This is a genomic window from Rhizobium sp. IBUN, from assembly GCF_000510625.1.
Lineage (GTDB): Bacteria > Pseudomonadota > Alphaproteobacteria > Rhizobiales > Rhizobiaceae > Rhizobium > Rhizobium altiplani.
This window is the reverse complement of sequence record NZ_AZNV01000002.1, coordinates 77,708-91,300: the sequence shown is the minus strand read 5'-3', so window position 1 is coordinate 91,300 and position 13,593 is coordinate 77,708. Positions and strand designations below refer to the sequence as shown.

Sequence of the window (13,593 nt, the reverse complement as noted above, 5' to 3'; positions counted from 1 at the left end):
CCGTCGTTTTTGACCTTGGAAGAGGATCATTGTCGGTCCACCGTGAAACGGATCATGTCGATCAGGAATCGCGGGATGTCGCGCGCCCTGGCGCGTGCGCGCGCCCCGTGATTTTCCTGAAGTGGTTCGTTTGTCAGCGTTCAGCAAGCTTGAAACTCACGCATCGTCGATGCCGGGCGGCGGCAGGTGATCTGGTGGGTTCCCCGGACCGCTTACTCAAAGCCGAGGCGCTGGGCTCCCTGGCGGAACAGCGCCTGGTCAGTCGGCGGCAAATGGAATGCCGAGATGAAATCGTTCAGCCGATAGGCGGGGTACCGATCGTGTATCATGGCGAGGTAAGACTTCCCCTCACTCAGCCGTCCCGCGATCGACAGGCAAAGTGCGGCGATCGCCAGAATATGAGCGTGAGCATTCGGACGGGCGGCGGCCTTGACGCCCCAGTCCGCGGCATCCGCGAAGCTTCCGAGGCGCACGAGAGCCAGGGCGCGGCTTGCAAGCATGCCGAAGAGCAGCGGGTCGAAAGGACTGAGAGCGCGGGAGTGATCGGCCGCCAGGATCGCGGCGCCCGGATCACCGGACTGGGATTGAACGAAAGCGAGGGAGTAATGCGCGATCGCGAAACTGGGGCTCAGTTCGACCGCCTGTTGCAGCTCGCTGACGGACTGATCGTGCAACGCTCTCAACCATAGCGCCCGGCCCATGGCGAGATGTGCCGTCGGGTCGCGATCATCGACCATCATGCTCTGGCTCGCTGCTCGATAGGCAAGCTCGGCCTCGGCGTCGCGATCCGCCCAATGCTGGAAGGCACTCTGGAAATGGGTGAAGGAAAGCCCCGCATGCGCACGGGCAAACGTCGGGTCGAGGCCAATCGCCCTTTCGAAGAAGCGCTGGGCTTGCTCGTTGTCGCTCTTGGTAAAGCGATACATGTGCCAGAGCCCCCGGTGGTGGGCCTCCCAGGCGTCGAGAGAGTTCGGCGCCTTCAGGAGGGCACGATTGCTCTCGATCGTTTCGACTTCGCGCTCGATCGAGACGACGATCCTGCTGCCGATTTCCTCAAGGAGGAGGAAGGTATCGGCCACAGGGCGCTCGAAGACCTCCGTCCAGGCGATGCGCGCTGTTCTTGCCTCTGTCAACTCGACGCGAAGGATAATGCGGTCGCCGACGCGCTGAAACGATCCGTCGACGACGTAGTCGACGCCGAGCAGCCGTGCTGTCTCGTCAACCGTGTGGTGCCGGTCCCTCAGCGCAAACATCGTGCCCTGCGCGATTACATGGAAAGAGCGCAGCTTCGCGAGCCGTGTGATAATGTCGTATGCCAATGCATCGGACGGCCCGCCGGGAACGGCCACGGCCGACAGCTCATTGAACGGCATGATCGCAATCGATGCGCGCCGCGGCTCCTTGAGCAAGCTTTCGGTTTCGAGCGGAGACGATGCAGCCACAACGCTGGCGCCTGGGCGCTGCTGCCGGAAGGTTTCGTCTGTCTGGGTTCTGGCCGTCTGCCAGGCGTCGCGCAAGGATCGCTCGTTGATACCCTCGGCATCAAACAGCTTCGCGGTCGCTTCCAGATGCTCCTCGCCTTCCCGAAAACGACCCGCCTTGGCAAGGGACATCAATAGCAATTCGTGCGGGCGAAGGTCGAAGGGCGCAAGCTGGATCCAGCGATCGAGATAGGTTTGTGCCTCTTCGGGCGGGAAACGCTGCACCATATGCTCGAGAAGGGCTGCATTGATGTCGCGCAGCCGACGACGTTGCGACAGCAGCCATGTTTCGAATGCCGGGCTACGCTCGACGCTCGATCCTTCGTGAAAGTCCCCGGCAAACAGGGCTGCCACGGACCGCAACTGGCTGAGTGACTGCGTCTTGAATCCATGCTGATAAGCCGCAGTCGCCTCGATCGCATCGATAAAGCAGTCCGACAGATCCAGTCTGATGGTGTCGCCCTTCGTGATGACGCGTTGTTCCCCGATCAGCGTGCGAATCTTGCTCAAGCACCATCGCAACTCGCCGCGCGGATCGTCAGGGATATCCCACAACAGATCGCAAAGCTGCGCCCTGCCGCAGGGCCTCGGTGAAAGCGCAAGGTAGGCCAGAAGAGATCGCACCTTCCGGGAGCCGGGGAGCTTCAGATCGACGCCCTCTCGCCGGATCGCCATCGGGCCGAGCAGTCGGATCTCGAGCGGGCCTCCGGGTTGATTTAAGTCCCCGCCGCCCGATTCCACGCTCATTCCCACGCCAGCTGCCACGCCGACCCCCACTATCCCTGTCTAAGCCAGAGACCGCGGCACGACACGTGCCCAACCACGGTTGCCATAGACGCACCATGAGGCTGATCAATCTGACCCAAGGAGAAAACAATGTCCACATCTGCGGCCGTCGCCAGTAATCCTCAGCCCGCCGTCGATTTCAGCGTGCTCAAGGCCAGGCAACAAAGTGCATGGTCCTCGGGCGACTACGCAATCGTTGGGACGACTTTGCAGATTGTCGGGGAAAGCCTCTGCGAAGCGCTCGATCTGCGCGCCGGTTCGAAGGTGCTTGACGTTGCGGCCGGCAACGGCAACGGCGCGCTTGCCGCAGCCCGACGCTGGTGCGAGGTCACGGCAACCGATTACGTCTCGGCGCTGCTCGAACGCGGCAAGGAGCGCGCAAAAGCCGATAGGCTGCCGATCGTCTTCCAGGAGGCCGATGCGGAACATCTGCCGTTTGCCGATCAGTCCTTCGACAATGTGCTGTCGATTTTCGGGGTGATGTTCACGCCCGACCAGGAGCGCGCTGCATCCGAACTCATTCGGGTCTGCAAAAGCGGCGGCTCGGTTGGCCTTGCGAACTGGACCCCTGACGGTTTCATCGGGCAGATGTTCAAGACGATCGGCAAGCATGTGCCGCCTCCGGCAGGTGCTCGCTCGCCGGCGCTCTGGGGCTCGCGGGCACGGCTTGACGAATTGTTCCCGAAAGCGGTCGCGTCGATCGCGGCGACGCCCAGGCAGTTCGTGTTCCGCTACAAGTCACCGGACCATTGGCTCGAGGTCTTCCGGACCTATTATGGTCCCGTGCTGAAAACATTCGCCGCCCTTGACCCGGCGGCGCGAGATACACTGACCGACGACCTTTTGGCGCTCATGGAACGCTTCAATCGCGCCGATGACGGCACTGTGGTCGTGCCAAGCGAATATTTGGAGGTCATCGTCACGAGGCTCTGAACACAGGCTTCCGACACTAGCCGGGCATGGGCTTTAAATCCCGATGCTCGGCCGTCAGGTCGAGCGTGTTGTTTTCGAGCCAGGCGATGCCGCCCGCTTGGAGTTGGAACAACGCTCTGATCTTGGAAACGAAAGCCCGGCTGCTGGCAAGACTGCCCCTGATTGGAGAGGAGACTCAACCAGGATTTCGCGCGTTTGAAATCGCGCCTGGGGGCAACATGACACCGTCTGAGTTTAGCGCGGCCGTGGTGGTCGCAAGAATGTCGGCAAGCGACATTCAGGAACTGCTTGGCATTGACGAACGAACCAGAAGCCAGCTTGCCTCTGGAGAGAAGCCTGTGCCTCGTTGTGTCGCCTTGTGTCTGTGGCTCATGGCTGCCTATGGCGTTTCCATTCTGGAGGCTCGTGTCCTTGCGGAGGATCCTCGTGTGGCCACGTCGCCCTGAACTGCATCGCTGCGGTCTTTTTTCTGCTGGCTGATGTCAAACCTGACGCCCGCGCATTCCGGTGCTCTCTGTGAACGATCGAGAGCGTCGTCCTGGCGGCGGCGCGATCTCCCCATGGTGCATTTGTGATTTTCGTCTGCTAGGCTGCATGAAGCAACGACTACCGGAGACGGGTCGCCCCGATACGCATCGGCAAAAGCGTCCCGGCATACCCGTGTTTTGGGGAGAACGGATTGAATGTGGCGATTGGCTCGCGTTCTGTTTGGCATCGCTGTTGTTATCGGGCTTGCAGCGCTTCTCTGGTTTGCGACGAAACCGCCGCCACTTATCGTTCAAGGTGAAGTATCGGCCAATCGGGTTGATATCAGCCCGCGTGTTTCCGGCCGGATTGCAAAACTCGATGCCGATGTCGGTGATAATGTCCAGGGCGGCGCGGTAATCGCGGCACTCGAGAGCCCACAGCTCGTCGCGGCACTTCATATGGCCGAGGCGGCTCTTGCCGTCGCCGAAGCAGATCTTGTCCGCGTTAACAGCACCCGTCCTGAAACGATTGCCGCCCGGAAGGCCGAACTGGCCGCGGCCGCTGCCGACGTCACCCTGTACCAGGAGGATTTCGATCGTCAGGCAAAGCTGATCACGACAGGCGCCTCTACGCAATCGCGCGTGGACGAAACGACGCGTAACCTCGAAGCCGCCATCCGCAAGCGCGAGTCGGCTGAAGCCAATCTCGACCTGGCGGTCGCGGGAGCCAGCAAGGAGGAAAAGGCACTCGCAGCAACCCAGGTGGAGCGGGCAAGATCGTCGCTCAAGCAGCAGCAGGTCGACATTTCGGAGTTGACGATCCATGCGCCGATTTCCGGCCAGGTGACGACGCGCGTGGCCGAACTCGGTGAGAATTTCTCTGCGGGCGCTCCGCTATTTTCGCTGATCGACCTCGAGAACCCATGGTTCACATTCAATCTGCGTGAGGACCTGTTGAAGGGCATGAAGGTCGGCGATGGATTCGATGTAACCGTGCCGGCCATGGGTGACGCAAAGATCCCCGTCAAGGTCACGACGATCAATGCACAGGGCCAGTATGCGACCTGGCGAGCCACGCGAGCGACCGGCGATTTCGACCTTCGCACCTTCGAGGTGCGGGCGAACCCGGTCAATCCCGTACAGGGCTTGCGTCCCGGCATGAGTGCGATCGCGTCATGGCCACCCGCGGGGCACTGACATGATGGCGAAGGGGCGGCTGCGCCCCGGCTTCCTTGTTGTCTTCAGAAGGGAATTTGACCGGTTTTCCCGGCGCCGGCTGCTGTTGTTGCTGACCACCGTCCTGCCACTGTTGCTGATGGGAGTGCTTGCCGTCGTTTTCAGCGCCGGGCTTGCCACGCGGCTGCCCATCGCGGTACTCGATCTGGACGGCACGGACCTCTCGAGGACAATCGTCCGCACGGTCGATGCGACGCCGGATACGGCCGTTACACGTCGCGTGAGCGATCTTGCCGAAGGCCGGCAGTTGATCCTGTCGGGCGACGTACGCGGTCTGTTGATGCTCCCTCGAAACCTCGAGCGCGACGTCTATGGTGGTCGCCGGCCGGAAGTTGCCTTCTTCTACAACACGCAAACAATGACATCAGGCAATCTCGTATTGCGTGGCGTCAATTCAGCCGTGCCGGCAGTTGCTGCAGGCATTCGCCTGTCGCTGCGCACGGCGGAGGGACAACCGCTCGAAGCGGCGCAGGCCGCACTGGCGCCGATCCCTGTCCAGGTCAACCCGCTGTTCAACCCGACGCTTAACTATGCGCATTTTCTGCTTGCAGCTTTGCTGCCGAGCGTCCTGCAGGTCATCGTCGTCACGACAATGGCTTATGCCGTGGGGCTCGATGTCGAGACCTCCCATCGTCTCCGCGTACTGAGGCGTTTGGGCGGCGGGTTATGGCCGGCGATGGCTGGCAAGATCTTGCCCTACACCTTGCTTTTCCTGGTCGTCCTCGGCATCGCGGACTGGGTCCTTTTCGGCGTCCTCGACATGCCCTTGCGCGGCAATCGCTATCTGCTGATCCTGGCTGGCATCCTCTTCATTCTCGCCGACCAGTTCATCGGCGTGCTGCTTGCCTTGCTGCTTCGACCGATGGCCAGCGCCATCAGCATCGGTACTTTGCTGATGGCGCCGGCCTTCGGTTTCATGGGGATCGGGTTTCCAAGGATCGGCATGAATGCTTTCGCCTATCACTGGGGGCAGATGATCCCGGGTACCTGGTATCTGATGGCACGCATTGACCAAACCATAAGAGGGACGCCGATCTATCTCTCCTGGACGCCGATTGCCGCCCTTCTTTTCATGGTGTTGCTGTTCGCGAGCCTTACCGCCCTCAGGCTGGAGGTCATCCGCGCACGTCGCCGGCCTCTTCCCATCCAGCAGACGACAGTCGAAGGAGCCTCGGAATGAGGGCGATTCTGACAGTCTGCCGTATTGAAGTGGCGCGTATTTTCTCGCTGAAGCCGGCTTTTGCGGTCCTCATCGTCGCGTCCGTCATTTACGCGGGGTTTTATCCTCAGCCTTACCGCACGGAAGCATTGCGGGATGTGCCGATCGCGGTCGTCGATCTAGACGGGACAGATAGCAGCCGTGAACTTGCTCGGCGCGTCGACGCCTCAGCCGACGTCGCGGTGCGGGCGGCCTTTCCCGATCAGGCCAGCGCAACGCAAGATGTTTATCGACGCAACCTCCACGGCGTGCTTATCATCCCTCAGTTTTTCGAGCGGGATCTGCTTCACCATCGCCAATCACCGGTCGCGCTCTATGCCGATGCCAGCTACTTTCTGATCTATCAGCGCCTGTCCGGCGGCGTGACCGCCGTCGCGCGTAGCATGGGCGCCGAAGTGGAGACGGCAAGACTCATTGCCGCCGGGGTGGATCCCGTGCTTGCGGCGGCCGCCGCCGACCCGATGCCGTTGACCGCGGTTACGCTCTTCAACCCTCAGGGCGGCTATGCAACCTACATTCTCCCCGCCGCCTTCGTTCTGATCCTTCAACAGACACTCTTGATTGGTGTCGGGTTGCTCGGCACCTACAGAAACGATGAGCTCAGCGCCGAAATCGCAGTGACGGCCGGCCCAGCCGCGGTCGTTGGCGGGAAGCTGCTCGCCTATCTGATCCTCGAAGCCTTCATCATGTCATTCTATTTGATCGCGCTCCCCTACCTATACAATATTCCGCGCCTGGGAGCGCCGCTCCCAATATTCGTCTTCGCTCTGCCCTTCGCGCTTGCCGTCAGCGCTCTGGGTCTGGTGCTCGCCGGCCTGTTTCGGGATCCGCTGACCGTGCAGCTGGTGTCGGCTGCCCTGGGGATACCGTTCTTGTTTCTGGCGGGCTTTTCCTGGCCGACAGAAGCAATTCCCCCCTTCCTGCATGCTGTGGCAACATTGCTGCCAAGCACCTCGGCAATAAACGGGATGGTTGCTGTCTCACAGATGGGCGCCTCCATTCCGGATGTTCGCCAACCCTTCTTGATACTGTGGGCGCTGGCGGCCGTTTACACAGCCATCGCGATCCTGCTCGAAGGCAGGAGCAGGCGGTCGATGGTCGTGTCATGACAGTGCTCAATCCAGGACCGGGTCCGGCGCCGGGACTTGTCCGACATGGGACGATGAAGCGATGAATACCGCCTTTTGGACCGATCCGATTGTCCAGCTTTTCGTTCTCGCCGTTCTGGCCTGCTGCTCAGCCGGCTGGTCGCGGGCATCCCGTCTGGCGGCTGATTGCCCACATCGTATTCCTGGTCGCCCTGACGGCGCTGCTCCTTTACCACGGCATCCAGCCCTATGCGCCGGACACTCAGGCCGGAGATGTATCACGGCGGATTTTCATGGGGCTCGCCAAGGCCGTCTGGTGGATCGGCGGAGCGATGGTGCTGATCAGTTCGGTGCGCCTTTTCCTCATTTTTGAACGCAAGCCACGGGAAGCGCGCCTCCTGCAGGATCTGGTCGTCAGTCTCATCTATCTGGGAACCGGTCTTTCCCTTATCGCTTATGTGTTCAACGTTCCTGTAGGCACGTTGATTGCCACGTCAGGCGTGTTCGCGATCATCCTCGGTCTCGCATTGCAAAGCACGCTGAACGACGTCTGTATCGCCATGAATCTCGGCCGTCCCTACTCTCTCGGCTCCACCTCATCGACGTCTTGACGATGCCGTAAAGACTATGGCCGCGGTTTGTCGGCGAAATGCTTGATCGCGTATTCCGCAACACGCTGGTTCGACTGCCTTGCGTCATCGAGCCAGAACGGGAAGAGTTGCCACTGGTGGATCATGCCAGGCCAGATTTCGGTCTCGACGTCGACTCCGACCTTTCGGGCCTTTTCAGCCAGCCTTAGCGTATCGTCCAACAATGCCTCGCCCGAACCGACCTGGACAAGCAATGGTGGAAACCCGGTCAGGTCGCCATAGAGGGGCGACACCATCGGATCAGTGGGTGAGCGTGTTCCGAGATAAGCCTTGCGCATGAGATCGAGTTGAGCGGCGTCGATCAGTGGATCGGTACTTGCGTTGGCCGTCAGCGATGCGCCTGTTGCAGCCAGATCCGTAACGGGGCTCATCGCCACGACGGCCGCAGGCAACGGTCCCTTGACCCGCATCTGCCTGAGCGTGGCTTCGATCGCGAGGTTTCCGCCGACGGATTCGCCGACGACGACGACATTGCTGGCCTCATAGCCGGAACCAAGCAGCCACCGGTAGGCTGTCAGCGCGTCGTCGATTTGTGCGGGATAGGGGTTATCAGGTGCAAGCCTGTAGTCGATGAGAAGCACGTCGGCGGACGCCGCCTTTGCCAGTGCGCCCGCGATTGCCCGGTGCGTGCGCAACGAACCGCCATAAAAGCCGCCGCCGTGGATATAGAGAATGGCGCGCTTGCCGATCGGATGATGCAGCCTTGCTGGCCAGATGAGCTGCGCTTCGACACCATCGGCATCCACCGGCCTGATTTGCACGCGCGTCGGCTCGGGGGTGGCTTCCATCATGTCTTCGAACGCGTTGCGCCGATCGCGAAGGCTGTCGGCCTTCGCATAATAGTGCTTCCATGTTTCGACGAGCTTGCGGACCTGGTCCTTCGAAACCTGCGTCTGGACCGGCGTATCCCCGGCGCTGGTGGGCGACATCGAGAAGGCGACGGCAAGGCTTGCGACCAGACATGTTTTGGTCAATCCCGCTATTGAGCGCATGATCGCCGCGGACGCAAGCCCGCGCGATATGTCGACCCGCCGCCGCAAAATCTCCATCACAAGCACCGCGAAACCTCCGATTCAGGACATCTGTCGAGACAGGTGAAACCTGCCACGACCACGGGCCCTGTCAAGCTCGTCTTGGTTTAGGAGGCGACCCTTTTCGGCGTGTGAAAGTAATGCCTCTGTCGTATGCCGGCTAGGCTTTGGCCGCGAGTTCTTCCACGCGCTTCAGATTGACCACGGCCTTTACCGGCAGGTGATCGGAGGCAATGCGGGCAAGCGGCGTGTCGTGCGTCTCGACTGCTGTCACAACCCCCTTGCGATTTGCCATGATGCGATCAAGCGCGAGAACGGGAAGTCGTGCTGGAAAGCTCGGCACGGCGAGCGGCTGCGGGCCAAAGGCGGATTGGAACGTGTGCAGCGATGAGCGGTCACCAAGCCGCCACTCATTGAGATCGCCGAGCAGGATGGTCGGGACTTCACGCTTGTCGGCCATCAGTTCGACCAGCATCTTGGCCTGCTGTGCGCGCGAATGGCGAAGCAGGCCGAAATGGGCGGCGATGATGCGCAAGGCCCCGCCGTGTTCGAGATCGAGTTCGGCGACAAGCGCGCCGCGCGGCTCAAGCCCGGGGAGGTTGATCTGGTGTACGTCACGGACGAGGCCACGCTTGAAGAGCACGACATTGCCATGCCAGCCGTGAGCCTTGGCCATGCCGTTAACCGGCACCGGGATCAGTCCGGTCTCCCGTTCCAGCCGGCCGAGATCGAGAATGCCGGTACGCTCGCCAAACCGGGTGTCGGCTTCCTGAAGCGCAATCACATCGGCATCGATTTCGTGGATGACCCGGCTGGTGCGCTCCGGATCGAAACGACGATCATTGCCGACACATTTGTGAACGTTGTAAGAGGCAATCAAAGTGCCGTCCGAGCGCGGCTTCTTCTCCGAATGTGCTGCATCCAGTCGCTTTTTTCGATTGCGGATCGATGCGAGGATGTTTGAGGGCAGACTGTCCTTTTTGGCATGCATCGGAGTTTGCTCGCGCTCCGTTGGTCGAAGTGGTTTGATCCGGAGTATAGGCCGGCTATTGAAACTTGCCACGCCTTTAGGCCGAAGAAATCCGCTACAAATAAGGCGATCCGAGCCAAAGAACCTTCTCAAGCAGCCGGACAGCGAAAGGTCGCGCACGCAGCCCCTGCAACGTAACCGGCGACGCCGATTTGATGGCCTCGTCGATATGCTCGTCAATCTCGTTGGCAAAACCTTCATTCAGTACTTCCAGGTCGACCTCGAAATTCAGCCGCAGCGATCTCGGATCGAGATTGGATGATCCGACATAGGACCAGACCCCGTCGATCGACAGCAGCTTGGAATGGCTGAAGGCCCCGCTCGAGCGCCAGATGCGGCAATAGCTGGTGAGGATCTGGTCGAACTGCGCGGTCATCGCCCGGTCGACCAGGACGAGGTTGTTGACGGAGGGAACGACGATATCAACCTCGACGCCACGTCGTGCGGCGGTCGCCAGTGCGCTGATCAGCTCCCGGTCCGGGAGGAAATAGGGCGACATGATGCGGATCGATTTGCGCGCAATGGAGAAGGCACCCATCAGCATCTTGTGGTTCGTCTCGATGCTTCTGTCGGGCCCGGACGCCACGACGCGCATGAAGACGGGATCCCCCGGTTGGCGCTCGGGCATCGCGGTTCGCCATGCTTCCCCTTGCAGGATCTCGCCCGTGGTGAAGCGCCAGTCTTCGGCAGCAACGTTGAAGAGGTCGGCAACAACCGGCCCGGTAACACTGAAATGGGTGTCGCGCGCAAAGCCCTCCCCTGCTATTTCGCGGGTAAAACCTGCCCGGATGTTCATGCCCCCGGTCAGCGCGATGCGGCCATCGACGATGAGGATCTTGCGGTGGGTGCGCAGGTTCGCATAGGGCAAACGCAACCCCATGATAACGTTGCCGTTGAAGACCGAGACCGTGACGCCGCCATCTGCAAGATATCCGAGTATGCTCGGCACCGAATAGCGGGCGCCGACCGCATCGATCAGCACGCGCACCTCGACGCCCCGCTTGACTGCAGCAATAAGGGAATCGCCGATCCTCAATCCGATCGGGTCGCGGTCAAAGATGTAGGTCTCAAGCAGAACACTGCGGGCCGCACTGTCGATTGCCGCCTTCATCGCACCATAGCAGTCGTCGCCGGTTTCCAGCATGTCGATCGTGTTGCCGGTTGCGAGCGGAACGCGGGCGACGCGGTCGCCGAGTGTCTGGAGGGCAGCGAAACGCCGGCCAAAGCCGCTGATGACGATATCCGTGTCGGCGTCGAAGCTTTCAAGCTCATCGAGGTCTGCGTCGGGGATCAGCGCATCGCGCCGAAGGCTGAGCGAGGCGCGCCGGATTCGATTGATACCGGCGATCGCATAGAGCACAGCACCGACGATCGGTGAGAGGATGATCACCCCGACCCAGCCGATTGCGGCGCGGACCTCTTCCTTTGTCATGGCCGCGTGGATTGCTGCCGCGGCGCCCATGGCGAGCGAAACAACGAATAGAATATGCGGCCAGTAGGTCGACATGAGATAAAACATTGAGTTGAACTATAAACACAAAGCTGCAGTGTTCAATTGCGCACTCATGGGCATGAAGCGTGCGGTCTCGCCGGCGCAAAACCTGTCGTCGGCAAGCAAAAAGCACGCACTGCCTAGCAGCCGAATGCTGCGATGCGGGATTTATTTTTGCAGTGTGTCAAAAATTGCTTGAAACCGCACGATTACTCTGGAACTCTGAGGCCAGTATCGCGTTAGACCACGGGCCTCACTGACTGGAGATCGGCGATGACAGAAACTCGCGAAGAGTGGATCAGGAAGCGTGCCTATGCGCTTTGGGAAGAGGAAGGGCGTCCAACGGGACGAGATTTCAAACATTGGGAACAGGCCCGTGCCGAACGCCAAGCGCTCGAAGGGTCTGCTGCATCCCCGGATGGCAAGGAAGTGAAGACGCGCAAACGCACCGCCTCTGCTTCCAACGCAAATGGCGCCATAAAGGGCTCCGCCCCCAGAAAGACAGCTGGCCGCAAATCGGCCTGATCGCTTGCTTCCATTTCTGCGACGGGCATCACCATGACGCCCTTCGTCACATGATTGCATTGCTTCTGCCCTATTGATTTCCAATGGGAACGAAAGGTGCGTCACGGGAAGAATAAGCATGACTGCGGATGACGCCGACCTCGCGGAAAAAATGCTGCGGCGACAATCCGCGCTGGAACCAAAATCGAATTTGGAAGTTGATAGATTCGTCGTAGCGGATTGCTGCCTCCGCATCGCGCCTTGAGGGTAAAATGACCGCTCTTGTCATTGCCGCGTTAGCCTATCTGGCCCTCGCCCTGATCCTAGTCTATGCGATCGACAATCTCGTTGCACTGTTCTTTCCGGATGCGCATTCTGCCATGTCGGTGCATTTTCCCGCCTTTGAGAAGATGATGGCGTTGTCGCGCAAATATTATCGCAAGTAAGCGACCTCGTCGGCGCACTTTCCTTCAGCTTCTGCCCCTTTGGGTTTGCGAGAACGTTGGAACTTTTCGAGCGTCAGTTGGTTGCCCTTTGCTCTGTCAGAAAAGGAGCCAGACATGCCAAGAGGCGACAAATCCGCTTACACGGACAAGCAGAAAAGAAAAGCCGAACATATCGAGGAAGGCTACGAAGACCGCGGCGTTTCCACCAAGGAGGCCGAACGGCGGGCCTGGGCGACGGTCAACAAGGAGAGTGGTGGCGGCAACAAGTCCGGCTCCGGTCGTGGCAAGCAAGATACCCACGAGGCATCGGAAAAGGGTGGGCGCAAGGGCGCCGCCGCCTCCGCAGCGCGTTCTGCAGCAGAGCGCTCGGCTTCGGCCAAGAAAGCAGCAGCGACGCGCAAACGCAACGCGCAGCACGCGCATCACTGATCTCCAGCAAGCCACCAGGAGGGGCCTCATGGCATATGAACTGTACTATTGGGATGGCATTCAAGGTCGCGGCGAGTTTGTCCGCCTGGCCCTGGAAGAAGCCCAGGCGGACTATGTCGATGTCGCCAGGCAATCCGGGCCCGCGATGGGAACCGGAGCGATGCTGGACCTGATGAGGAGCAAGCGCCAGCCCCACATTCCCTTTGCGCCGCCGTTTCTGAAGGACGGCGAGTTCATCGTCTCGCATGTCGCCAATATTCTCTCCTATCTTGGCCCAAAACTTGGCCTCTCGCCGGAAGATGAGAAACTGCGCTGCGTCGCCAACGGACTGCAACTGACCATCACGGACCTGGTGGCGGAGGTGCACGATACGCACCACCCGATTGCGACCTCCCTTTACTATGAGGATCAGAAGGAGGCGGCGAAAGCCCGCTCCGCCGCCTTTATCAGCGAGCGCATTCCAAAGTTCCTCGGCTACTTCGAGCAGGTGCTGCAACAGAACCCTCGAGGGCCGCACCATATCGTTGGCGATGCTCTCAGCTATGTCGACTTGTCGCTGTTTCAGGTCATCGAGGGCTTGCGATATGCCTTTCCAAAAGCGATGAATGCCTGTGCGGCCGACTATCCGGGGCTGATCGCGTTGCACGATGCCGTCGCCAGGCGCCCGAACATTACCGCCTACCTACAGTCGGACCGCCGGCTTGCCTTCAACGAGGACGGAATTTTTCGGCACTATCCGGAGCTTGATCTCGTGCCATAGCGGATATGGCATTGCCCCGGGTTGAGGGAGGCTGATAAGCT

The 13,593-nt window shown here is 60.5% G+C and carries 13 protein-coding genes; 9 read left to right on the top strand and 4 right to left on the bottom strand.

The window, feature by feature from the left end; all coding sequences use genetic code 11:
* Positions 1–212: 212 nt before the first annotated feature.
* On the bottom strand, positions 213–2,228 hold the full coding sequence (locus RHIBUN_RS0102485; RefSeq protein WP_037214726.1) for a transcriptional regulator: 2,016 nt from the start codon (positions 2,226–2,228) through the stop codon (positions 213–215).
* Positions 2,229–2,357: 129 nt separating this feature from the next.
* On the opposite strand from RHIBUN_RS0102485, the gene RHIBUN_RS0102480 reads away from it, so the two are divergent.
* The 5 genes from RHIBUN_RS0102480 (at position 2,358) to RHIBUN_RS0102455 (ending at position 7,821) form a co-directional block, all read left to right on the top strand.
* The gene (locus RHIBUN_RS0102480; protein ID WP_025658289.1) at positions 2,358–3,200 is read left to right on the top strand and encodes a methyltransferase domain-containing protein; all 843 of its coding nucleotides are present in this window, start codon (positions 2,358–2,360) and stop codon (positions 3,198–3,200) included.
* A 683-nt stretch (positions 3,201–3,883) separates the two neighbouring features.
* Positions 3,884–4,864, top strand: coding sequence for an efflux RND transporter periplasmic adaptor subunit (locus tag RHIBUN_RS0102470; protein ID WP_025658287.1), 981 nt, complete (start codon positions 3,884–3,886; stop codon positions 4,862–4,864).
* 1 nt (position 4,865) lies between these two features.
* Positions 4,866–6,083, top strand: a complete 1,218-nt coding sequence (locus RHIBUN_RS0102465; protein WP_025658286.1) for an ABC transporter permease — start codon at positions 4,866–4,868, stop codon at positions 6,081–6,083.
* Entirely contained in the window at positions 6,080–7,231 is a 1,152-nt protein-coding gene (locus tag RHIBUN_RS0102460; protein ID WP_025658285.1) for an ABC transporter permease, read from the top strand. The genes RHIBUN_RS0102465 and RHIBUN_RS0102460 overlap by 4 nt, the downstream gene beginning before the upstream one ends.
* A gap of 89 nt (positions 7,232–7,320) precedes the next feature.
* A complete protein-coding gene (locus RHIBUN_RS0102455) occupies positions 7,321–7,821 on the top strand; it encodes a mechanosensitive ion channel family protein (RefSeq protein ID WP_025658284.1) in 501 nt (166 codons plus the stop codon).
* A gap of 14 nt (positions 7,822–7,835) precedes the next feature.
* Here the strand turns inward: RHIBUN_RS0102455 and RHIBUN_RS0102450 are convergent, their stop codons facing one another.
* The 3 genes from RHIBUN_RS0102450 to RHIBUN_RS0102440 all read right to left on the bottom strand — a co-directional run bounded on the left by RHIBUN_RS0102450 (position 7,836) and on the right by RHIBUN_RS0102440 (position 11,440).
* Entirely contained in the window at positions 7,836–8,789 is a 954-nt protein-coding gene (locus tag RHIBUN_RS0102450) for an alpha/beta hydrolase (protein WP_037214799.1), read from the bottom strand.
* A gap of 262 nt (positions 8,790–9,051) precedes the next feature.
* Positions 9,052–9,882, bottom strand: coding sequence for an endonuclease/exonuclease/phosphatase family protein (locus RHIBUN_RS0102445; protein ID WP_025658282.1), 831 nt, complete (start codon positions 9,880–9,882; stop codon positions 9,052–9,054).
* A 94-nt stretch (positions 9,883–9,976) separates the two neighbouring features.
* Positions 9,977–11,440, bottom strand: a complete 1,464-nt coding sequence (locus tag RHIBUN_RS0102440; RefSeq protein WP_025658281.1) for a phospholipase D-like domain-containing protein — start codon at positions 11,438–11,440, stop codon at positions 9,977–9,979.
* Positions 11,441–11,686: 246 nt separating this feature from the next.
* On the opposite strand from RHIBUN_RS0102440, the gene RHIBUN_RS0102435 reads away from it, so the two are divergent.
* The 4 genes from RHIBUN_RS0102435 (at position 11,687) to RHIBUN_RS0102415 (ending at position 13,552) form a co-directional block, all read left to right on the top strand.
* Positions 11,687–11,938, top strand: coding sequence for a DUF2934 domain-containing protein (locus RHIBUN_RS0102435; protein ID WP_025658280.1), 252 nt, complete (start codon positions 11,687–11,689; stop codon positions 11,936–11,938).
* Positions 11,939–12,189: 251 nt separating this feature from the next.
* Positions 12,190–12,363 (top strand): hypothetical protein, encoded by a 174-nt coding sequence (locus RHIBUN_RS36725; RefSeq protein WP_198021124.1) that lies wholly within the window; start codon positions 12,190–12,192, stop codon positions 12,361–12,363.
* 114 nt (positions 12,364–12,477) lie between these two features.
* Complete coding sequence (locus RHIBUN_RS0102420; RefSeq protein WP_025658279.1) at positions 12,478–12,792, top strand: hypothetical protein; 315 nt, start codon at positions 12,478–12,480, stop codon at positions 12,790–12,792.
* Between the two features lie 28 nt (positions 12,793–12,820).
* Positions 12,821–13,552 (top strand): glutathione S-transferase, encoded by a 732-nt coding sequence (locus RHIBUN_RS0102415; protein ID WP_025658278.1) that lies wholly within the window; start codon positions 12,821–12,823, stop codon positions 13,550–13,552.
* Positions 13,553–13,593 lie beyond the last annotated feature (41 nt).